Here is a 20,878-nt window from a genome sequence, read left to right on the forward strand (position 1 = left end):
CGCCGACTGACGGAGGAGGATCGACCCTATATTTTTGGAGAATAAGAGGAGCGATTAGAGATGTTCGACAAGGAAAAGGTCAAGGGCGCTTCTATCGGCGTCAAATTCTGCGGTTACGATCTCCAGAGCCCGTTCATCGTGGGATCCGGCCCTCTCACCTATGGTTCTGAGGGCATGATCCGTGCCCATCAGGCTGGTGTCGGCGCTGTGGTCACCAAGACCATCCGTCTGGGTGCCGCCATCAACCCCGCCCATCACATGGCCAAGATCAGCAACGAGGCGATCCTGAACTGCGAGAAGTGGGCGGATTCCGACCGCTTCCAGTGGTACGAGAAGGAGATCCCCGAGGCGGTCAAGGCCGGCGCCATCGTCATCGGCTCCGTGGGCCACACCCCCATCGAGGCCAAGGCCATCGTGGAGGACGTGGAGAAGGCCGGCGCTCACATCATCGAGCTGGTCTCCTACACCGAGGACACCCTGCTGCCCATGCTGGACTACGCCAAGGAGCACGTGAACATCCCTGTCATCTGCAAGCTGTCCGGCAACTGGCCCGATCCCGCCGGCACCGCCAAGAAGTGCTATGAGCACGGCGCCGACGGCCTGTGCGCCATCGACTCCATCGGCCCCACCCTGATGATCGACGTGGAGAAGCGCGCCCCCGTGATGATGAGCAACGACGGCTACGGCTGGATGACCGGCGCCCCCATCAAGCCCATCTCTCTGCGCATCAACAGCCAGATCACCCGCAACGTGCCTGGCTATAAGAACCTGTACGGCACCGGCGGCGTGATGAAGGCCGATGACGCCATCGAGTACCTGATGACCGGCTGCAACGCCGTGGGCATCTGCTCCGTGGGCATCCTGAAGGGCCTGGACTATGTGGAGAAGATGTGCTACAAGCTGTCCGACCGCCTGAAGGAGCTGGGCTTCAACTCCATCCAGGAGGCCATGGGCGTGGCTCTGCCCAACTTCCCTTCCACCGAGAACATCACCGACATGGGCTTCCACTTCGACGCCAAGAAGTGCTCCAAGTGCCACCTGTGTGAGACGGTCTGCTGCTACAAGGCCCGCAAGGTCATCGTGCCGGAGGACAAGACTCAGCTGCCGGAGATGACTCTGGACCGCAGCCTGTGCCGTTCCTGCGGCCTGTGCGCCGATGTGTGCCCCACCCACGCTCTGACTAGCTTCGTGGAGGACCAGTCCGCCGAGAACGCCAAGCGCGCCGCGGCTTCCAAGAACTTCGACGCCATGGTGAAGGCTCAGGATCCCAAGCTGCTGGAGCGCTGATCTCCGGCGGTACCATACTTACTGTGATACAAGCATCCCTATATCGTTACTGACAAAGTGACTCGACTGTCGTGGAGATGTCCCCCGGGCGTATGCATTTCGCGTCTGCCGCCCTGGCCGCCCGGGGGCCCTCCATTCAGCGACGGCGGGTGTATCAAACGTGCGTGTGAACCACTCCCTTGTGATGGAGGAGGGACCGCAGTTTCGTTCAGGCACGAGAAGGACAGGGAGGCAGGCGCGCTCCATCGAACACGCGGATGGAGCGCGCCTGCCTCCTTTTGTTGTGTTCTTTGATAACAGTCGAACGAACGGCTGCTGTACGTCGGGCATACCTGAGTGTTGGGACCACCGAGCGATGTAGACAGGCATCGGCGGCATCGGCACCGGACTCCAGGCTATGTGGACCGTAGTATGATGTAGTTGAAGTCGAGGAATGCCGTGGGCAGAGCCAGAAGCCGTCTCGATCACCGATTTTTTTTCATTAGGAGATGAAACGTATGAAGGCATATAGCCAGATCGGAGAAAGTACCCCTATCCGGGACGCAGCTCTGAAAGTGACCGGCCGAAAGATGTACGTGGGGGACATGAAGCTCCATGGGATGCTGTATGGAGAGATCGTGTTCAGCAAGGTGGCCCACGCCAAGATCCGCTCGATCGACACCAGCGCGGCCGAGGCTCTGCCCGGTGTGCGCGCGGTGGTCTGCTACAAGAACGCCCCCGACACCCTCTACAACAGCGCGGTCCGCTTCTATGAGCATCAGATCCCCGACACGGAGCGGATCTTCGACGACACCGTCCGCTTCGTGGGCGACCGTGTGGCGGCCGTGGCCGCCGATACCCCCGCGATCGCCAAGAAGGCGGCCGGACTCATCAAGGTGGAGTACGAGCCTCTGCCCGTCTATCTGGACCCTGAGGAGGCCATGAAGGAGGGCGCTTATCCCATCCACGGCGATAAGAACGCCATCACCACCATGGTCCATAACGCCGGCGATCTGGAAAAGGGTTTCGCGGAAGCCGACCAGATCTTCGAGGACCGTTATACCACTCAGCCCATCCATCACTGTGCCATCGAGCCCCATGTGACGCTGGCCGACTATGACTTCACCGGCAAGCTCACCGTCTATACGTCCTGCCAGAACACCTTCGGCTACCGCATCATCCTCAGCCGGATCTTCAAGATGCCCATGAGCAAGATCCGGGTGGTCACGCCCGCCATCGGCGGCGCCTTCGGCGGTAAGCTGGAGATGACCATCGAGCCTGTGGCGGCCCTGCTGTCCATGAAGGCTGGCCGTCCGGTGAAGCTGGCCCTCTCCCGTCAGGCCTGCATCGACTCCACCCGGACCCGCCATGCCTCTGTGGTGTATCTGAAGACCGGCGTGAAGAACGACGGTACCATCGTGGCCCAGGACGTGCGCATCATCACCAATACGGGCGCTTATGCCACCAGCGCCCTGAACGTGCTGGGCGCCCTGAGCCATAAGGTGTTCAAGGTCTACAAGATCCCCAATATGCGCTTCACCGGCATCCCCGTGTACACCAACACGCCCATCGCCGGCGCCATGCGCGGCTACGGCTCTCCTCAGGCCTTCTTCGGCCAGCAGCGCCAGTTCCAGAAGATCGCCAAGGCTCTGGGCATGTCTGTGGTCGACCTCCAGATGAAGAACCTGGTGGATCCCGAGGACTCCGATCCCATGGGCTTCAAGCTGGGCAACCCCCGTCCTAAGGACTGTGTCCGCCGGGGCGTGGAGCTCATGGAGAACTGGAAGCCTCTGGACGACGAGGGCGGCAAGTACGCCATCGGCGTGGGCATGGCCGTGGGCGCGCACGGCTGCGGCTGCTTCGGCGCCCACCGGGACCAAGCCGCCGTCATGATCAAGATGAACGAGGACGGCACCCTGACCTACTTCACCGGCACCCATGATATGGGCAATGGCTCCGTCACCGCCCAGACACAGGTCATCTCCAATACCCTGAAGCTCCCTCTGGCCTCAATCACCACGATGGAGGCCGACACCGATGCCTGCCCCTGGCAGCTGGGCGACTATTCCAGCCACGGCATCTTCGTGGTGGCCAGCGCGGCCAAAAAGTGCGCCGAGTCCGTGGCGGCCGATTTGATCCACCAGGCCTCTCTCATGCTGTCCAAGCCGGAGGAGGACCTGGAGATCTGCGAAGAAGGCATCCGGGTGAAGAGCACCGGAGAGACCACCTCCCTCAGCGATGTGATCGTCTACTCCCAGGACAAGTCCCACCACGAGATCATCTGTCAGGAGACCTATCCCATGCCCAACGGCCCCAGCGCCTATGGCGCCCACTTTGCCCGGGTCAAGGTGGAGAAGACCACCGGCAAGGTCATCGCCACCGATTATGTGGCCGTCCACGACGTGGGCAAGGTCATCAACCGGATGGGCATCGAGGGCCAGCTCCAGGGCGGCATCCAGATGGGGCTGGGCTATGCTCTGTGCGAGGGCCTGAAGTTCGACGAGAACGGCCGGAACATCTACAACAACTTCCGGAAGTATAAGATGTTCACCGCCGACCAGATGCCCAGCATCCAGGTGGACTTCATCGAAGAGCTGGAGCCCAACGGACCCTATGGCGCCAAGAGCATCGGCGAGGCCGCGGTCGTGCCAGCCAATCCTGCGGTGATGAACGCCGTGTGCGATGCGCTTGGGAAGGAGATCGACGGCTCCCCCTATCGGGACTGGACGGGTGAATAAGGAGGGCTCAGGAACATGGCTAATCATCGCAAAGATGTCTTTGCCAAAGTGACCGGCAAGGCCATCTACGCCAACGATATCAAGATGCCCGGCATGGTGTTCTGCAAGGTCGTGCGTTCTACCATCGCCAGCGGCAAGATCCTTTCTATCGACAGCTCTGAGGCGGAGAAGGTGCCCGGCGTGATCCGGATCATCACCGCCAAGGACATCCCAGGCATCCCCAACCAGCCTTGCGACCGGCCTGTCATCTGCGGCGACCGGGTGCGCTACATCGGTGATGCGGTGGCTCTGGTGGCCGCCGAGACCAAGGAGCAGGCCGAGGAGGCCGTCGCTCTGGTCAAGGTGGAGTACGAGCCCCTGCCCGCCAACTTCGACCCCATGCACGCGCTGGATGAGAATGCCCCGCTGGTCCACGACAGCGGCAACACCATCTGCAAGTGGAGGACCTTCCGGGGCGACGCCGAGGGCACCTTCCCCAAGTGCGACCATGTGATCGAGCGGGACTATGTGACTTCCCGGGTCCAGCATGTCTGTATCGAGACCGAGGCGGCGGTGGCCTACACCGACCAGATCACTAACCAGATGATCGTCCGGTGCCCCGTGAACAGCCCCTTCGTGATCCGCAAGACTGTGGCTGAGACGCTGGGCGTGCCCTACACGCAGGTCCGGGTGGTCCTGGCGGTGATCGGCGCCTCCTTCGGCGGCAAGAACTACGACATCGCCATGGCCTCCAGCCGGGCGGCTCTGGTGAGCCATCTGCTGGGCTGCCCCTGCAAGGTCTATCTGACCCGCGAGGAGTCCATCATGGAGGGCACCAAGCGCCATCCCATCCACGCCCACTACAAGGTCGGCTTCAATGATGACGGCAAGCTCCAGGCCATGCAGGTCCGGCTCGTGCTGGACGGCGGCGCCTACAAGAGCAAGACCTTCCCAGTCACTACCCGGATGGCCATCGAGGCCGCCGGCCCCTATATCGTGCCCAATATCGACACCATCTCCACCAGCGTATACACCAACAATGTGTACTCCGACGCCCTCCGGGGCTTCGGCTCCCCCCAGGTGGATTTCTGCTCCGAGTCCCTCATGGACGAGATCGCCAAGGAACTGGGCATGGACCCCGTGGAGCTACGCAAGCGCAATATGCTCTATGAGGGCTGTACCTCCACCACTGGCCAGCACATGACCAACGTGACGCTGGACAAGTGCTGGGAGGCCCTGGACGGGGCCGCCAAGGTGGAGGAACGCCGGAAGCGCATCGCCGAGTACAACGCCTGCCACACCGGCACCAAGAAGGGCCTGGGCATCGCGTTCCTGCACCGGGGCGAGTCCTTCGGCGCCGCCGGCCAGGGCATCGACACCGCCAGCGGCATGATCGCCCTCCAGCCGGACGGCAGTGTCATGGTGGCCTCTTCCATCGCCGAGGTGGGCCAGGGCGGCGCCAATATGCTGGTCAGCGTGGTCCACGAGACCCTGGGCGTGGACCGGGAGAAGATCCACCTGACCCCTGTGGATACCGGCTATCTCACCGATGCCGGCCCCACCGTGGCCACCCGCGGCACCGTCTTTTCCGGCGGAGCCGTCTGGAAGGCCTGCCTCAGTGTCCGGGAGAAGCTGACCGACTATGCCGAGAAGCGCCTGAACACCCGAGACCTCATCTTCGAGGACGAGTCCATCACCGATGCCAAGGACCCCGCCAACACGGTGCCCCTGCTGACGGTCATCGGCGATGCGTTCAATAATTCCGACCATCTGAATTCCCTGGGCTACTTCGCCGCGCCTCCGTTCGACTATGACCGGAGCACCGGAGTGGGCGACGCCTACTGGTCCTGGGTCTACGGCGCCGCCGCCGCTGAGGTGACGGTGGACCTGAAGACCGGCTCCGTGTCGGTGGATGACTACTTCGCCGTCCACGATGTGGGCCATGCCATGGACCCGGACGAGGTCGAGGGCCAGATCCGCGGCGGCGTGGCCATGGGCATCGGCTACGCCCTGACCGAGGAAGTGGATATGAAGGAAGGCCGCATCCGCAACCTGAACCTGGAGAACTACATCCTGCCCACCGCGCTGGATGTGCCCGACCAGATCCACGCCATCGCCCTGGAGATTCCCAGTGAGATCGGCCCTCTGGGGGCCAAGGGCCTCGGCGAGCCCGCCACCTGCAACGTGGCACCGGCCGTGGTGAACGCCATCGCCGATGCCTGTGGAAAGCGTATCCGGGAGCTCCCGGCCAATCTGGAGCGGATCCTCCTGGGCCACGCTATGAGCAAGTGATCCCTGCGTCTATGCATATCGGATAAATGTTCCGCAAAGTAGACCAAAGATCAAATAGATCAAGAAGACAGGAAAGGAAATGATCCGTATGAAGACTCTGTTCCGCAACCCCTGGATCGTGACCATGAACGACGATTTCGGGATGATCCGCAATGGATTCGTCCTCATCACCGACGACAAGATTACGGAAGTTGGATCCGACCCCATGCGGATGGCTCAGCTCAGCATCGAGGCTGACTCCGTCATCGACGCCGCTGATAAGATCTTGATGCCCGGCATGGTCAGCGCCCATACCCATCTGTTCCAGACCTTCATGCGCGGCCTGGCCGACGATCTGGAGCTGTATCCCTGGCTGTCCACTCAGGTGTGGCCCTTCTCCGAGCTGATGACCGAGGAGGACTTCTACTATGCCGGCCTGATCGGCTGCCTGGAGAACCTGAAGACCGGCGCCACCAGCTGCATCGACCAGCACTATATCTACACCTCTCTGAACAACGGCGACCATATCTTCGAGGCCATGCGGGATTCCGGCATCCGCGGCAATATGTGCCGCTGCTTCGCGAACATCGTGTATTACGAGAAGTTCCGCGAGGAGGATCAGGACCGCATCCTGAACGACATCAAGCGCCTGCACAGCGAGTGGGCCGGCAAGGAGAACGGCCGCCTGTCCCTGAGCATCGGGCCCCTGAACCCCTGGGGCGTCTCTCCCGACCTGTTCCAGAAGACCAAGCAGCTGTCCAAGGATCTGGGCGTGAAGTTCCAGGTCCACACCGCGGAAGATCAGGACGTGGTCACCAAGACCGCCGCGATGTACGACGGCATGCGCAACCTGGAGTTCTTCGACTCTCTGGGCATCCTGGACGAGGACACCCAGCTGGCCCACGCCATCTGGCTGGACGATCACGAGATGGAGATCCTGGAGAAGCGCCGCTGCCAGCCTGTCCACTGCCCCGTGGCCAACGCCTACCTGGCCGACGGCGTGGCCCGCGTGCCTGAGATGCTGAAGATGGGCCTGCCCGTGGCTCTGGGCACCGACGGCCCCGGCAGCAACAACTCCCAGGATATGCTGGGCACCCTGAAGTACACCGCCCTCATGCACAAGAACCACAACCTGAACGCCCACATCATCTCCAACCGGGACGTGCTGACCATGGCCACCCGCAACGGCGCCGTCGCCATGAGCATGGGCGGCCAGATGGGCCAGATCGCTGCCGGTCAGAAGGCCGACATCATCCTGGTCGACTGGAAGAAGCCCCACATCGCCCCTGTCCATCATCCCGAGTCCGCCCTAGTGAACAACGCCACCGGCAACGACGTGGATACCGTCATGGTCAACGGTGAGATCGTGGTCCGCAACAAGAAGTCCACCAAGATCGACGAGGTCGCCCTCATCGACGAGTGCCAGAAGCGCATCGAGTACATCAAGAGCAAGATGTAAGCGCTAAGATGTAAGATGTGACCGAAAAAGGACCCCGCCGGATGCCCGAAAGGGCGTCCGGCGGGGTCTTTTCATCTGTGGGACAGGGATCGTCGGGGGACTTCCACTATCCGCGCGCGGCGGTCAGCGTTCCGCTCACCACAGCATGAGCTCGTCGGCCTGCTTCCGCAGGTCGGCACGGAAGTCGGGGTGGGCGATCTGGATCAGGGCGTCCACCCGCTGGCGGATGGTCCGGTCCTTCAGCTTGGCGATGCCGTACTCCGTGACCACATAGTCCACGATGTTCCGGGAGATGGACACCACAGAGCCCGGCGTCAGGATGGGCTGGATCTTGGAGACCGTACCGTGCTTGGCGGTGGAGGCCACCGCCAGGATGCCCCGGCCGCCCTTGGAGTGGAAGGCGCCATAGGCGAAGTCGGTGGCGCCGCCGGTGCCGGAGAACTGCCGGGGGCCGATGCTCTCGGAGCAGACCTGACCGGTCAGGTCGATCTGGATGGCCGTGTTCACCGATACCATGTTGTCGTTCTGGGCGATGTTGAAGGGATCGTTGACCCAGGCCGCCCGGCGGAGCTCCACGGAGGTGTTCTCCGCCATATAGTCGTACAGGGCCTGATCGCCCCAGGCAAACGCGCCGATGGTCTTGCCGGGATTGAAGTTCTTCCGGGCGTTGGTGACCACGCCTGCCTGCAGGAGCTTGCCCATGGAGGAGGTCAGCATCTCCGTGTGGATGCCCAGATCCTGCTTGTCCATGAGGGCCTCGCCCACGGCGTTGGGCATCCCGCCGATGCCCAACTGGATGCAGTCGCCGTCGTGGATCAGGGAGACCACCTGCTCCGCGATCCGCTTCTCCACCTCGGAGGAGGGGGCGGCGGGAGCGTAGGGCAGGGGAGTGGCCGCCTCATAGATGTAGTCCGCCCGCTCGATGGGGATGGCGGTCTGGCCGAAGATGCGGGGGATATTGGGGTTGATCTCAAAGATGACCGTGTCCGCCGCGGCCATACACTCGGTGGTGCCCTGGAGGTCGAAGGACATATAGACCATGCCGTGCTCGTCCATCGGAGACACCGCCGCTACGAACACGTTGGGCCGCCGGGTCTCCACCATGGTCCGGCCCACGGAGTGGAGGTTCAGGGGCACCATGGAGTAGCGCTTGCTGGCATGGCCCGTCCGGCAGTTGTTGTTGTAGAAGAAGGTGATGATGTCGATGCTCCCCATCAGGGAGTCATCGGTCATGACCGGATAGTCCCCCATCATCAGCATGGTCCACAGATAGACATCCTCCACCCGGGGGGCGATGGTGTGCAGGCGCTTCAGAAACTGGGTGGGCTCGTTGCCGTAGATCGGCGTGGCGATCGTGTCACCGGACCGGATGAGGTCCAGCGCACCCTGGAGTGTTCCTGATTTGGACTGATAATATGCTTTGTGATCCATGTATGGTCCTCCTGACTTGTCTCAAAACACAAATAACACCCCATATTGTACTCATCCATCCCTGGTTTGTCAAAGGCATTTCTGCATTTGCGCGTCTGATTCTGTGAACTTTTTGTGACAAAAGCTGAGATATCGGCCATTTTACGGATGGGATGGAGCATGTGTTGAAAAATTGGACATGGACCAGTCCGCTGTGTGCGGTCTGCGGGAGGGCTTGCCACCCGCCGCCGGGTGTGCTATGCTCCTATACAAGAACGAGAGAAAAGGAGTTGTTCCTGTGCAGACGAGATATAAGGGCATCCTCTGCATCCTGTCGGCGGCCTTCTTCTTCGCGCTGATGGGTCTGTGCGTGCGGATGTCCGGAGATGTGCCCTCCATCCAAAAGAGCTTCTTCCGCAATCTGGTGGCGGCTCTGGTGGCCCTGGCCCTCCTGTGGAAAGCCCGGCCCGCCATCCACCCGGACCGGACTGCCTGGTGGGAGCTGTTCTTCCGTTCCTTCTTCGGGACGCTGGGCATCTGGTGCAATTTCTACGCGGTGGACCATCTGGTCCTGGCGGACGCCTCCATGCTGAACAAGATGTCCCCCTTTTTCGCGATCCTGTTCAGCTTTTTCCTGCTGAGAGAAAAGGTCTCCCTCTTCCAGGCGGGGGCGGTCATCGCGGCCTTCTGCGGATGCGTGATGATTGTGCGGCCCACAGGGCTGGTGACGGATCTGTTCCCCTCGCTGGTCGGACTCACCGGGGGCGCCTGTGCCGGTCTGGCCTATACGATGGTGCGGATGCTCAGCAAGCGGAAGGTCCCCGGGCCCTTCATCGTGTTCTTCTTCTCCGCCTTCTCCTGCGTGGCGGCGGCCCCGTGGCTCCTACTGGACTACCATCCCATGACCGGGGGCCAGCTCCTATGGCTCCTGCTGGCCGGTGCGGCGGCGGCCGGCGGACAGTTCTCCATCACAGCGGCCTATTCCTTCGCCCCGGCCCGGGAGCTGTCGGTGTACGACTACGCTCAGGTGCTCTTCTCCGCTCTGCTGGGCTTCCTCTTCTTCCGGCAGGTCCCGGACCTGTGGAGCTGGGCGGGCTATGTCGTCATCTGCGGCGCGGCAGTGGCCATGTTCCTCTATACCCGGAGACATTCGGAGCCGGCGGACTCTGCCGCGAAATAGGATAAAAAACGAGCTGTGGAAGCGTGATGGAACGCTTCTTCAGCTCGTTTTGGTGTCTCAGCGATCGGGATGAGAAGCCCCGGCTCTCCCGGCGGCCCAGGCCAGCCCGCTGAACAGGACCAGCCCCAGCGGGACCAGACGGAGGAAAAGCCGCCAGCCCGAGGCGGTGAGCGTCACCAGCTGGAACCAGGGGGAGAGGAAGCGCACCGCGGCGCACAGGGCCGTGGCCACTCCGGCCAGCACCGCCGCCCGGTAAGGGGTCATGGGCCGGCAGATCCATACCAGTACCAGCAGGCCGTTGAAAGCCAGCAGGAGGGCGCAGACGGTGGAGATCTGCGCCTGCGGCAGTCCCATCCGGCCCCCCAGCCACACGGTCCCGAAGATGGCGGCCAGGTCGGTGAGCCCGCCGGGGAGGGCCTTCCACAGCACGTTCCGCAGGAAATGCCCCCGGATGCGGACATAGGTGGGCTCGAAGGTCAGCAGGAAGGAGGGCGCTCCGATCAGCAGGCCGCTGACCAGACTCACCTGAGCGGGGACCAGCGGGTAGAGGAGGGGCAGGAAGAGCATCACCACCGCGGTCAGGAAGGAGAACAGGTTCTTCACTAAAAACAGGGAGGCGGAGCGCTCGATGTTGTTCACCACCCGGCGGCCCTCCCGCACCACCTGCGGGAGCACCGAGAAGTCCGACTCCAGCAGGACCAGATGGGACACCTGCTGGGCGGCGTCGCTCCCAGCGGCCATGGCGATGGAGCAGTCCGCGTCCTTCAGAGCCAGCACATCGTTGACGCCATCCCCCATCATGGCCACCTTGTGGCCTCTGGACTGGAGGGCGTGGAGGAGGGCCTGCTTCTGCTGGGGCGTCACCCGGCCAAAGACCGTGTACGCCTCTGCCAGCGGGGCCAGGTCGGTCCCCTCCGGGAGCGTGGACAGGTCCAGCCATCGTTCTGCCCCCGCGATGCCCGCCCGGCGGGCGGTCTGGGCCACGGCGGCGGCGTTGTCCCCGGAGATGATCTTCACGTCCACCCCCTGCTCTCGGAAATAGGCCAGAGTCTGGGGAGCATCCCGGCGGAGCTGGTCGGAGAGGAACAGGAAGCCCAGCGGCTCTGGCCGGCCGGTGAGCCGGTCTCCATCCAGCACGTCCCGGCCCCGGGCCAGCAGGAGGACCCGCTGACCGTCGTTGACGGCCTCCTCCAGATCAGGGGCGGCGGAGCGCCAGTCCGGACCCAGCAGGCGCTCCGGGGCGCCCAGCAGATAGGCCATGCCGTCGGAGAACACCAGCGCGCTCCATTTCCGCTCGGAGGAGAAGAACACCTCCCGTTCCGGCCGCCACAGGGGGGCCTCCGCCGGGAAGCGGGCCTTGAGGGCCTGCGCGGTGGCGTTGGCGCTGGAGGCCGTGTGGACGAAGGCGGAGACCAGTCCCTCCAGCGTCTCCCGGTCCAGCCCAAGAGGCCGGAGCTCCAGCACCTCCATACAGCCCTCCGTGAGGGTGCCGGTCTTGTCCAGACAGAGGGTGTCCACCCGGGCCAGCGCCTCGATGCAGGAGAGCTCATGGGCCAGCACCTGCCGCCGGGCCAGCTTGGCGGCCCCGACCGCCAGAGCCACGCTGACCAGCAGGTAGAGCCCCTCCGGGATCATGCCCACCATGGCAGCCACGGTGGAGCTGACCGTGTACCGTAGCCCCGCGTGGAGGAGGACATACTGCCGGTAGAAGAGCACGGTGCCCAGCGGCAGGACCGCCACGCCGATGATCCGGAGGAGCCGGTCCAGCGAGCGGATCATCTGCGAGCGGCTTCGGCGGCGGCCCTTGGCGGCCCGGCCGATGCCGGCGGCCCAGGAGTCCGGTCCCACCCGGTCCAGCCGGGCGGTACAGCGCCCCGCCGCCACGAAGCTGCCGGACAGGAGCCGGTCGCCGGGGCGCTTGAGGATCAGGTCGGCCTCGCCGGTGAGGAGAGCCTCGTTGACCTCGATGGAACCGGTCGTGACCACGGCGTCGGCGCAGATCTGGTCCCCGGCGGAGAGGGCCACGATGTCATCCAGCACCAGAGCCCCGGTGGGGACGAGGGAGGTCCGGCCATCCCGGATGACGGCGGCGGTGGGAGCAGAGAGGAGCGCGATCCGGTCCAGTGTCCGCTTGACCCGGAGCTCCTGTACGATGCTCACCGCTGTGTTGCAGGCCACGATCCCCAGAAAGAGCATATCCCGGAAGGCCCCGACCAGAAAGAGACAGGCGGCCATGGCCAGGAAGAGCAAGTTGAAGAAAGTGAACAGGTCGTCCCGCACGATCTGTCCTACGGACTTGGAGAGATCCCCGGCCGGGTCGGTGTTGTCCCACCCGGCGGCCCGGCGCTCCTCCGCCTGCTGGGCGGTGAGCCCCCGGGCCGGGTCCGGCTCCAGCCGCTCCACCGGCCTCCGCTCCCGTATCCGGTCCCATGCCATAGGCCACCCCTCCTTGTTTCGGTCGAATGAGGACGACAGATGCCGTCCGGGACAATAGTGTACCAGCTTTTTATGGATCGTCCAGAAACAGTTCCTTACGAATGGATGAAGAAAGACGAAAGACCTCCCCTGCCCATCAGAGAGCGGGGAGGTCTTTACGGTATAGCGGGGGAAGGGCGCTTACTTCAGCTTGCTGTAATCCATGACCGCGCCTTGGGCGCCGGAGGAGGCCAGCTTGCAGTACAGGCCCAGGTAGCCCTTCTCGAACTTGGGCTGGGGGCGGACCCAGTGCTTCAGGCGCTCGGCGATCTCCTCGTCGCTGACCAGCAGGTTCAGGGCGCCGTTGTCCACGTCGATCTCGACCTTGTCGCCGTCCTTGACGATGGCGATGGGGCCGCCCTCAGCGGCCTCGGGGGAGATGTGGCCCACGAAGCAGCCGTTGTTGGTGCCGGAGAACCGGCCGTCGGTGATTAGGGCGGTGGTCAGGGCCAGACCGCGGCCGTACAGGTACTTCATGGCCTTGAACATCTCGCGCATGCCGGGGCCGCCCTTGGGGCCTTCGTAGCGGATGACCACCACGTGGCCGTCCCGCACCTTGCCGGCGATGATGGCCTCCTCGGCCTCCTCCTCGGAGTCGAAGCAGATGGCCTCGCCCACGAAGTGATGCAGGCTCTTGTCGAAGGCGCCGGGCTTGGTGATGCCGGTGTCGGGGGCCAGGTTGCCACGCAGCACGGCCACGCCGCCGGTATAGCCGAAGGGATCGTTCAGCGTGCGGATGACCCGGCGGTCCTCGGGATACAGATAGTGGTGCCCGGCGATGTTCTCCGCCACGGTCTGGCCGCTGACGGTCATCTGGTCGGTGTCCAGGATGGAGGACATCTCGCCCATCAGGCGGACCACGCCGCCGGCCCGGTAGAAGTCCACCATATTGTACTTGGAGGCGGGGTTGATCTTGGCCACCTGAGGCGTGGTCTTGGACAGGGTGCCGAACTCCTCCAGCACGTTGATGTCCAGCTCGGCCTCGTGGGCGATGGCGGTCAGGTGCATGACGGCGTTGGTGGAGCCGCTCATGGCCAGGCAGACCTTGATGGCGTTGCGGACGCTCTCGTTGGTGATGACCTTGCGGGCGGTGACGCCCTTGTCCAGCAGCTCCATGATCTTGATGCCGGTCTGCTCGGCGAGAGCCAGGCGGGCGGCGGAGGAGGCGGGGGTGATGCCGCCGTCGGGCAGGGTCATGCCCAGAGCCTCGGACAGGGAGCACATGGTGTTGGCGGTGCCCAGATAGGAGCAGGAGCCGCAGGTGGGGCAGGAGCAGTCCTCCAGGACCTTGTACTCTTCCTCGGTGATCTTCTTGGCGGACAGCATGCCGTAGGCCTCAGCGCTGGAGGTCTGGTCGGACTGGCGACCGTCGAAGACGATGCCGCCCTCCATGGGGCCGCCGGGGAGCAGGATACAGGGGATGTCCAGCCGGGCAGCGGCCATGAGCAGGCCGGGCACGATCTTGTCGCAGGAGCCCAGCAGGACCAGCGCGTCGAACAGGTTGATCTGAGCCATGGACTCCACGGAGTTGGCGATCAGCTCCCGGGAGGGCAGGATGTAGTGCATGCCGTCATGGCCCTGGGCCATGCCGTCACAGCCGCCGATGACGCCGAATTCCACGGGGGTGCCACCGGCCCGGTAGATGCCGTCCTTCACCCGCTGGGCCACCTGACGCAGGTTGAAGTGACCGGGCACGCACTCGCTCCAGGCATTGGCGATGCCGATGATGGGGCGCTTCAGGTCCTCGGTGCTGAAGCCCATGGACTTGTAGGTAGCGCGGTAGTACTGGTTGTCGATGCCGCGCAGGATCTTTTCACTGCGATACATATTCGGATACTCCCTTTCTGTTGCGATCGCCCGGCCCCGCCGGGCGCGAATGAAAACCTTCCGCGGTAATAGTAGCACCCTACCGCCCTCATCGTCAACGCTTTTCGGCTACACTCTCCAGTTTTCGCTGCTCATCTCCTGTTTGCTCCATTATACATTATGTATACCACATCTTGTGAGAATGTCCTGGATCGCATCTAAATAAAGTGTCAAGCCCCCTGACACGATCCCGTCGTTTTGCTGTTTTTCCCGGAAGCCGCCGCCGGTTTTGCCCATGGCGCCGTGGCACCTTTTTGCCGGTCCGGGCCCGGAACTCCTACCGGCAGACAGGGTTCCCGGCCTTTCATGCAAAACGACAAGGGGGGGACGCTCCTGATGCTAAATATGGATTGCTTTTTCAGAGGGGCAACTATATAATGTACAAGGACCAGCGGAGGAACGGCTTTCTCTCTACTACATATTGTGCTATATTACCACTATATGTAGTAGAGAGACCGCCGTTTTCCATTGGCCCTCCGCAGGATGCGGGATATCCGGCGGAGCGATACGGAAGAGGAGCGATAGCGATATGAAGATCATGAAGCGAAGCGGCGCGGAGGCCCCGTTCGAGCGGGACAAGATCGTCTCGGCCATCACCCGGGCCAATCTGGCGGCTACCAGCTCCCACGAGCTGACGGACGAGCAGATCGAGGCCATCTCCCGTCAGATCGAGGACGCCTGCCAGAAGATGGGCCGGACCCCCTCCGTGGAGGAGGTGCAGGAGATGGTGGAGACCGAGATCATGCGGGACGGCGCCTATGAGACCGCGAAGCACTATATCCGCTACCGCTATGACCACAGCCTCCGCCGGTCGGCCAACACCACCGATGACCAGATCCTCTCGCTGATCGAGTGCAACAATGAGGAGGCCAAGCAGGAGAACTCCAACAAGAACCCCACCGTCAATTCGGTCCAGCGGGACTACATGGCCGGCGAGGTCTCTAAGGATATCACCAAGCGGCACCTCCTGCCCCGTGAGATCGTGGAGGCCCACGAGGCCGGCATCATCCACTTCCACGACATGGACTACTATGCCCAGCACATGCACAACTGCGATCTGGTGGACCTGGAGGATATGCTCCAGAACGGCACCGTCATCACCGGGACCATGATCGAGAAGCCCCACAGCTTCTCCACCGCCTGCAACATCGCCACCCAGATCATCGCCCAGGTGGCCTCCAACCAGTATGGCGGCCAGTCCATCTCTCTGGCCCATCTGGCCCCCTTCGTGGACGTCTCCCGCCAGCGCATCCAGGCGGAGGTCTTGGCGGAGCTGGCCGTGTGCGGCGGCTCTACGGCCCCCGACGTGGTCCGGAAGATCGTGGAGAAGCGCCTGCGGGACGAGATCCGGCGGGGCGTGCAGACCATCCAGTATCAGGTGGTCACCCTCATGACCACCAATGGACAGGCCCCCTTCATCACCGTGTTCATGTATCTGGGCGAGGCCAAGAGTGAACAGGAGAAGAAGGATCTGGCCCTCATCATCGAAGAGACCTTGAACCAGCGCTATCAGGGCGTGAAGAACGAGGTGGGCGTGTGGGTCACCCCCGCCTTCCCCAAGCTGATCTATGTGCTGGAGGAGGACAATGTGTCCCCGGACAGCCCCTACTACTATCTGACCAAGCTGGCCGCCCGGTGTACCGCCAAGCGGATGGTGCCCGACTACATCTCCGAGAAGATCATGCTCCAGAACAAGATCGACAAGAACGGAGAGGGCCACTGCTATGCCTGTATGGGCTGCCGCTCCTTCCTGACCCCCTATGTGGACCCGGAGACCGGGAAGCCAAAGTACTACGGCCGCTTCAATCAGGGCGTGGTGACGATCAATCTGGTGGACGTGGCCCTGTCCTCCCACAAGGATATGGACCGGTTCTGGAAGATCTTCGACGAGCGGCTCCAGCTCTGCTATGAGGGCCTCATGTGCCGCCACAACAGACTGAAGGGCACCCTGTCCGACGCGGCCCCCATCCTGTGGCAGTACGGCGCGATCGCCCGGCTGAAGAAGGGCGAGCCGATCGACAAGCTCCTCTATAACGGCTATTCCACCCTGTCTCTGGGCTACGCGGGCCTGTACGAGTGCGTGAAATATATGACCGGAAAGTCCCATACCGACCCGGAGGCCACCCCCTTCGCTCTGAAGGTCATGGAGCACATGAACCAGGCCGCCGCCGCCTGGAAGGAGAAGGAGCACATCGACTTCTCCCTGTACGGCACCCCCATGGAGTCCACCACCTACCGGTTCGCCAAGTGCCTCCAGAAGCGCTTCGGCGTCATCCCCGGCGTGACGGACAAGGCGTATATCACCAACAGCTACCACGTCCACGTGAGCGAGCCGATCGACGCCTTCACCAAGCTGTCCTTCGAGGCCCAGTTCCAGGCCCTCTCTCCCGGCGGCGCGATCAGCTATGTGGAGGTCCCCAATATGCAGGACAATCTGGAGGCGGTGCTCCAGCTCATGCGGTTCATCTACGACAACATCATGTACGCCGAACTGAACACCAAGAGCGACTACTGCCAGGTCTGCGGCTATGACGGCGAGATCCAGATCGTGGAGGACGACGGAAAGCTGGTCTGGGAGTGCCCCAACTGCCACAACCGGGATCAGGACAAGATGAACGTGGCCCGCCGGACCTGCGGCTATATCGGCACGCAGTTCTGGAACCAGGGCCGCACTCAGGAGATCCGCGAGCGGGTGCTCCATCTGTAAAGAGACCGAGAAACGCATCATCGAACGTTCGACCGGGACGGGCAGACGCCCGCCCCGGTCTTTGCGAGGAGTCTGATCGTATGAATTACGGAACCATCAAGACCCGGGACATCGCCGACGGCATCGGCGTGCGCGTGACCCTCTTCGTCTCGGGCTGCACCCACCACTGCCGGGACTGCTTCCAGCCGGAGACCTGGGACTTCGGCTTCGGCCAGCCCTTCACCGCCGAGGTGGAGGAGCATCTCCTGACCGAGCTGGACCACTCCTTCATCTCCGGCCTGACCCTGCTGGGGGGCGAGCCCTTCGAGCCGGACAACCAGCGGGCGCTGGTGCCCTTCCTCCGCCGGGTGCGGGCGGAGCGCCCGGGCAAGACCGTGTGGGCCTATTCGGGTTACACCTGGGAGGAGCTCACCGGGAAGACGCCCTCCCGGTGCCGGTGCGAGGTCACGGACGAGATGCTCTCTCTGGTGGACGTGCTGGTGGACGGGGAGTTCATGGCGGACAAGAAGGATATCTCCCTGCGCTTCCGGGGCTCCTCCAACCAGCGCCTGATCGACCTCCGCCGCACCGAGCGGAACGGGGAAGTCACGCTCTGGGAGGACTGAGAGCGGCATCCTATAATAATATGACGAATGGGATATCGAGCGGGAGCGGGACGGCATCCAGGCGGTCCCGCTCCCGCTTGTTTTGTCCGCCCAACATGAACCGTCTGGTTTTGTCTAGCTGGAAGGCTTGACATCACATTCTTCTTAAGACTGACCGGTCTGCTTGATATCGGATGGTTTTTATGTGCAGATGTATCAAAAACAAGGAAACTGATCGGTCTGCATTGCCAACGCTTCGTATTTCGGATATACTACCCCTTGAACGAGAAAAGCGAAAGGTGTGGAACGAATATGCGCGGGATGTATACCTCCGTCACTGAGATCCGACGCAATATCTTTACAGAGATCGCCCGTATGGCCTATGAGGGCGGCGACTATGCTAAAACGATCGAGGCCCTGCCCTATAAGATCCTGCCTGGTGAGCAGGCCCAGTACCGGGAGAGCATCTTCCTGGAGCGGGCCATCGTGGGCGAGCGCCTGCGGCTGGCCATGGGCCTGCCCGTGCGCTCGGCGGCGGCCTCTGCCCCCATCTCCGCCGGCATCGAGGAGAGCACCCGGCCGGAGAAGTACTACGAGCCGCCCCTGATCAACATCATCAAGTTCGCGTGCCACGCCTGCCCGGAGAAGCGGGTCATCTCCACCGAGGCCTGCCAGGGCTGCCTGTCCCATCCCTGCACGCTGGTCTGCCCCAAGGACGCGATCCATATCGAAAATGGCCGGTCCGTGGTGGATCAGGACAAGTGCATCAAGTGCGGCCGGTGCGTCAGCGCCTGTCCCTACAATGCCATCGTGAAGCAGGAGCGTCCCTGTGCCGCTGCCTGCGGCGTGAAGGCCATCGGCTCCGACGAGCTGGGCCGGGCCGACATCGACTATGACAAGTGTGTCTCCTGCGGCATGTGCCTGGTGAACTGTCCCTTCGGGGCCATCGCCGACAAGAGCCAGATCTTCCAGCTGATCGCCGCCATCAAGAGCGATGTGCCTGTGTACGCCGCCGTGGCCCCCGCCTTCGTGGACCAGTTCGGCCCCAAGGTCACCCCGGAGAAGCTCCGGGCCGCTATGAAGGAGCTGGGCTTCACCGACGTGATCGAGGTGGCGGTGGGCGCCGACCTGTGCGCCAGTGAGGAGGCCACCGACTTCGTGAAGAACGTGCCGGAGAACCTGCCCTTCATGGCCACATCCTGTTGCCCTGCCTGGTCCTCCATGGCCAAGAAGCAGTTCCCGGAGCAGGCCAAGTGCGTCTCCATGGCCCTGACCCCCATGGTCCTCACCGGCCGCCTGATCAAGATGGATCATCCCGATGCCAAAGTGGCCTTCATCGGGCCCTGCGCCGCCAAGAAGCTGGAGGCCATGCGCAAGAGCGTCCGGAGCGACATCGATTTCGTCCTCACCTTCGAGGAGATGATGGGCCTGTTCAACGCTAAGAGCATCGACATCGAGAACATCCCCGCTGAGGAGTTCCTGTCCGAGTCCAGTGCCGACGGCCGGAACTTCGCCGTCAGCGGCGGCGTGGCCCAGGCGGTGGTCCATTGCGTGCAGGAGATGTATCCCGAGGTGGGCGAGATCAAGGTGGCCAGCGCCCAGGGCCTGGAGGACTGCCGCAAGATGATGCTCATGGCCAAGACCGGCAAGTATGACGGTTATCTGCTGGAGGGAATGGCCTGTCCCGGCGGCTGTGTGGCCGGCGCCGGCTCCATGCAGCCCATCGAGAAGTCCGCCTTGGCGGTCACCAAGTATGCCAAGAAGGCGGAGAAGTCCTTCTGCTGTGAGACCGACTACTTGAAGGATCTGGCGCGGCTGGAGGAATGACCGGTCCAGCGGCCGCTAGACATGAGGGACGGCCCATGCCGTCCCTCACGCGGTCGCTTTCGGCATTTTTGTGGAAAAAACGATGCTTGACAGGCGGGCGGGGCCGTGGTATACTGGCTAAGCACAATAAAGCAGAACGGTTCCCGTCCTCACCTCCAGCGGACAGCGAAGAGGTCGATATCGCAGAGAAGCACGCCGGCTGGACCGGCGGCGTTCCCATGTGAGCGGCGGGTACCGAACTGGTAGCCGCTTTTTTGTCGTCTATTTACTATGAGTAGGAGGTGCTGCCGTATCAGCAACAAGGGTCATCAGATCAACGAGGAGATCCGCGACAAGGAAGTCCGCCTGGTCTCCGCCACCGGCGAACAGCTGGGCATCATGTCCGCCCGTGAGGCGCTGGAGAAGGCTGTCGAAGCCGATCTGGATCTGGTCAAGATCTCTCCCAACGCTGTGCCCCCCGTCTGCAAGCTCATGGACTACGGCAAGTTCAAGTTCGAGCAGACCAAGCGGGAGAAGGAAGCCAAGAAGAACCAGCGCGTCGTGGAGATCAAGGAAGTCCGTATGTCTCCCAGCATCGACGTGAACGACTTCAACGTCAAGCTGCGCAACGCACAGAAGTTCCTGGGCGAGGGCAACCGGGTCAAGGTCACTGTCCGTTTCCGCGGCCGTGAGATGGCGCATACCGACATCGGCCGGAACCTGCTCGTCAAGTTCGCGGAGGAGTGCGGCGAGGTGGCGTCGTTGGATAAGGAGCCCAAGCTGGACGGCCGCCATATGTCCATCTTCCTCTCCCCCAAGGTCGCGAAGGAAACCAAGAAGTAAGGCGTCCGCCTTGCTCGTGTCCCCATAATCGTTAAAGTAAAGGAGATCAACATCATGCCTAAGCTGAAAACCCACAGCGGCGCGAAGAAGAGATTCAGCCTGACCAAGTCCGGCAAGGTCAAGCGCGCCCATGCCTACAAGCGTCACCTGCTCAACGGTCACGGCAAGACCACCAAGCTGAAGCGCGGCCTCCGCGCCGGTGCCTATGCGGACAAGACCAACGAGCCCGCCATCAAGCGCCTGATCCCCTACAAATAAGCTATCATCTTTACTCATTATATAGGAGGCTAACCG

General features: G+C 62.8%; 13 protein-coding genes. 10 read left to right on the forward strand and 3 right to left on the reverse strand.

Annotation, left to right across the window (positions count from 1 at the left end; all coding sequences use genetic code 11):
• The first annotated feature begins 60 nt into the window (after positions 1 to 60).
• The 4 genes from KQI12_RS01205 to KQI12_RS01220 all read left to right on the forward strand — a co-directional run bounded on the left by KQI12_RS01205 (position 61) and on the right by KQI12_RS01220 (position 7,713).
• On the forward strand, positions 61 to 1,287 hold the full coding sequence (locus tag KQI12_RS01205; RefSeq protein ID WP_216570052.1) for a 4Fe-4S binding protein: 1,227 nt from the start codon (positions 61 to 63) through the stop codon (positions 1,285 to 1,287).
• 497 nt (positions 1,288 to 1,784) lie between these two features.
• On the forward strand, positions 1,785 to 4,004 hold the full coding sequence (locus tag KQI12_RS01210) for a xanthine dehydrogenase family protein molybdopterin-binding subunit (RefSeq protein ID WP_216570053.1): 2,220 nt from the start codon (positions 1,785 to 1,787) through the stop codon (positions 4,002 to 4,004).
• A gap of 15 nt (positions 4,005 to 4,019) precedes the next feature.
• Complete coding sequence (locus KQI12_RS01215; protein ID WP_216570055.1) at positions 4,020 to 6,275, forward strand: xanthine dehydrogenase family protein molybdopterin-binding subunit; 2,256 nt, start codon at positions 4,020 to 4,022, stop codon at positions 6,273 to 6,275.
• Between the two features lie 88 nt (positions 6,276 to 6,363).
• The gene (locus tag KQI12_RS01220) at positions 6,364 to 7,713 is read left to right on the forward strand and encodes an amidohydrolase family protein (RefSeq protein ID WP_216570057.1); all 1,350 of its coding nucleotides are present in this window, start codon (positions 6,364 to 6,366) and stop codon (positions 7,711 to 7,713) included.
• Between the two features lie 135 nt (positions 7,714 to 7,848).
• On the opposite strand, the gene KQI12_RS01225 is transcribed toward KQI12_RS01220, so the two are convergent.
• Positions 7,849 to 9,144, reverse strand: coding sequence for an acetyl-CoA hydrolase/transferase family protein (locus KQI12_RS01225; protein WP_216570058.1), 1,296 nt, complete (start codon positions 9,142 to 9,144; stop codon positions 7,849 to 7,851).
• A gap of 277 nt (positions 9,145 to 9,421) precedes the next feature.
• Here KQI12_RS01225 and KQI12_RS01230 point away from each other — a divergent pair, with 277 nt between their 5' ends.
• Positions 9,422 to 10,303: a DMT family transporter gene (locus tag KQI12_RS01230; protein ID WP_371817917.1), complete on the forward strand. Its 882-nt coding sequence runs from the start codon at positions 9,422 to 9,424 to the stop codon at positions 10,301 to 10,303.
• Between the two features lie 57 nt (positions 10,304 to 10,360).
• Here the strand turns inward: KQI12_RS01230 and KQI12_RS01235 are convergent, their stop codons facing one another.
• Together KQI12_RS01235 and ilvD are read right to left on the reverse strand one after the other, a co-directional pair.
• Positions 10,361 to 12,739 (reverse strand): HAD-IC family P-type ATPase, encoded by a 2,379-nt coding sequence (locus KQI12_RS01235; protein WP_216570060.1) that lies wholly within the window; start codon positions 12,737 to 12,739, stop codon positions 10,361 to 10,363.
• A gap of 180 nt (positions 12,740 to 12,919) precedes the next feature.
• The gene (ilvD, locus tag KQI12_RS01240) at positions 12,920 to 14,605 is read right to left on the reverse strand and encodes a dihydroxy-acid dehydratase (protein WP_216570061.1); all 1,686 of its coding nucleotides are present in this window, start codon (positions 14,603 to 14,605) and stop codon (positions 12,920 to 12,922) included.
• Positions 14,606 to 15,173: 568 nt separating this feature from the next.
• On the opposite strand from ilvD, the gene nrdD reads away from it, so the two are divergent.
• The 5 genes from nrdD to rpmI all read left to right on the forward strand — a co-directional run bounded on the left by nrdD (position 15,174) and on the right by rpmI (position 20,842).
• The gene (nrdD, locus tag KQI12_RS01245) at positions 15,174 to 17,351 is read left to right on the forward strand and encodes an anaerobic ribonucleoside-triphosphate reductase (RefSeq protein WP_216570064.1); all 2,178 of its coding nucleotides are present in this window, start codon (positions 15,174 to 15,176) and stop codon (positions 17,349 to 17,351) included.
• Between the two features lie 80 nt (positions 17,352 to 17,431).
• Positions 17,432 to 17,956: an anaerobic ribonucleoside-triphosphate reductase activating protein gene (gene nrdG, locus KQI12_RS01250; protein ID WP_216570066.1), complete on the forward strand. Its 525-nt coding sequence runs from the start codon at positions 17,432 to 17,434 to the stop codon at positions 17,954 to 17,956.
• Positions 17,957 to 18,247: 291 nt separating this feature from the next.
• On the forward strand, positions 18,248 to 19,762 hold the full coding sequence (locus KQI12_RS01255) for a 4Fe-4S dicluster domain-containing protein (RefSeq protein ID WP_216570068.1): 1,515 nt from the start codon (positions 18,248 to 18,250) through the stop codon (positions 19,760 to 19,762).
• 270 nt (positions 19,763 to 20,032) lie between these two features.
• Positions 20,033 to 20,584, forward strand: coding sequence for a translation initiation factor IF-3 (infC, locus tag KQI12_RS01260; RefSeq protein ID WP_216570070.1), 552 nt, complete (start codon positions 20,033 to 20,035; stop codon positions 20,582 to 20,584).
• Positions 20,585 to 20,638: 54 nt separating this feature from the next.
• Positions 20,639 to 20,842 carry a 50S ribosomal protein L35 gene (gene rpmI, locus KQI12_RS01265; RefSeq protein ID WP_216570072.1) on the forward strand — a complete coding sequence of 68 codons (204 nt, stop codon included), beginning with the start codon at positions 20,639 to 20,641 and terminating at the stop codon, positions 20,840 to 20,842.
• The last annotated feature ends 36 nt before the right edge of the window (positions 20,843 to 20,878 follow it).

Source organism: Pseudoflavonifractor sp. MSJ-37, from assembly GCF_018917965.1.
GTDB lineage: Bacteria > Bacillota > Clostridia > Oscillospirales > Oscillospiraceae > Pseudoflavonifractor_A.

Bases quoted from the DNA above. Each gene is read 5' to 3' on its own strand.
- rpmI (WP_216570072.1), top strand. From the start codon at position 20,639: ATGCCTAAGCTGAAAACCCACAGCGGCGCGAAGAAGAGATTCAGCCTG.
- KQI12_RS01220 (WP_216570057.1), top strand. From the start codon at position 6,364: ATGAAGACTCTGTTCCGCAACCCCTGGATCGTGACCATGAACGACGAT.
- infC (WP_216570070.1), top strand. From the start codon at position 20,033: ATGAGTAGGAGGTGCTGCCGTATCAGCAACAAGGGTCATCAGATCAAC.
- KQI12_RS01205 (WP_216570052.1), top strand. From the start codon at position 61: ATGTTCGACAAGGAAAAGGTCAAGGGCGCTTCTATCGGCGTCAAATTC.
- KQI12_RS01255 (WP_216570068.1), top strand. From the start codon at position 18,248: ATGCGCGGGATGTATACCTCCGTCACTGAGATCCGACGCAATATCTTT.
- KQI12_RS01225 (WP_216570058.1), bottom strand. From the start codon at position 9,144: ATGGATCACAAAGCATATTATCAGTCCAAATCAGGAACACTCCAGGGT.
- ilvD (WP_216570061.1), bottom strand. From the start codon at position 14,605: ATGTATCGCAGTGAAAAGATCCTGCGCGGCATCGACAACCAGTACTAC.
- KQI12_RS01235 (WP_216570060.1), bottom strand. From the start codon at position 12,739: ATGGCATGGGACCGGATACGGGAGCGGAGGCCGGTGGAGCGGCTGGAG.
- KQI12_RS01210 (WP_216570053.1), top strand. From the start codon at position 1,785: ATGAAGGCATATAGCCAGATCGGAGAAAGTACCCCTATCCGGGACGCA.
- KQI12_RS01215 (WP_216570055.1), top strand. From the start codon at position 4,020: ATGGCTAATCATCGCAAAGATGTCTTTGCCAAAGTGACCGGCAAGGCC.
- nrdD (WP_216570064.1), top strand. From the start codon at position 15,174: ATGAAGATCATGAAGCGAAGCGGCGCGGAGGCCCCGTTCGAGCGGGAC.
- nrdG (WP_216570066.1), top strand. From the start codon at position 17,432: ATGAATTACGGAACCATCAAGACCCGGGACATCGCCGACGGCATCGGC.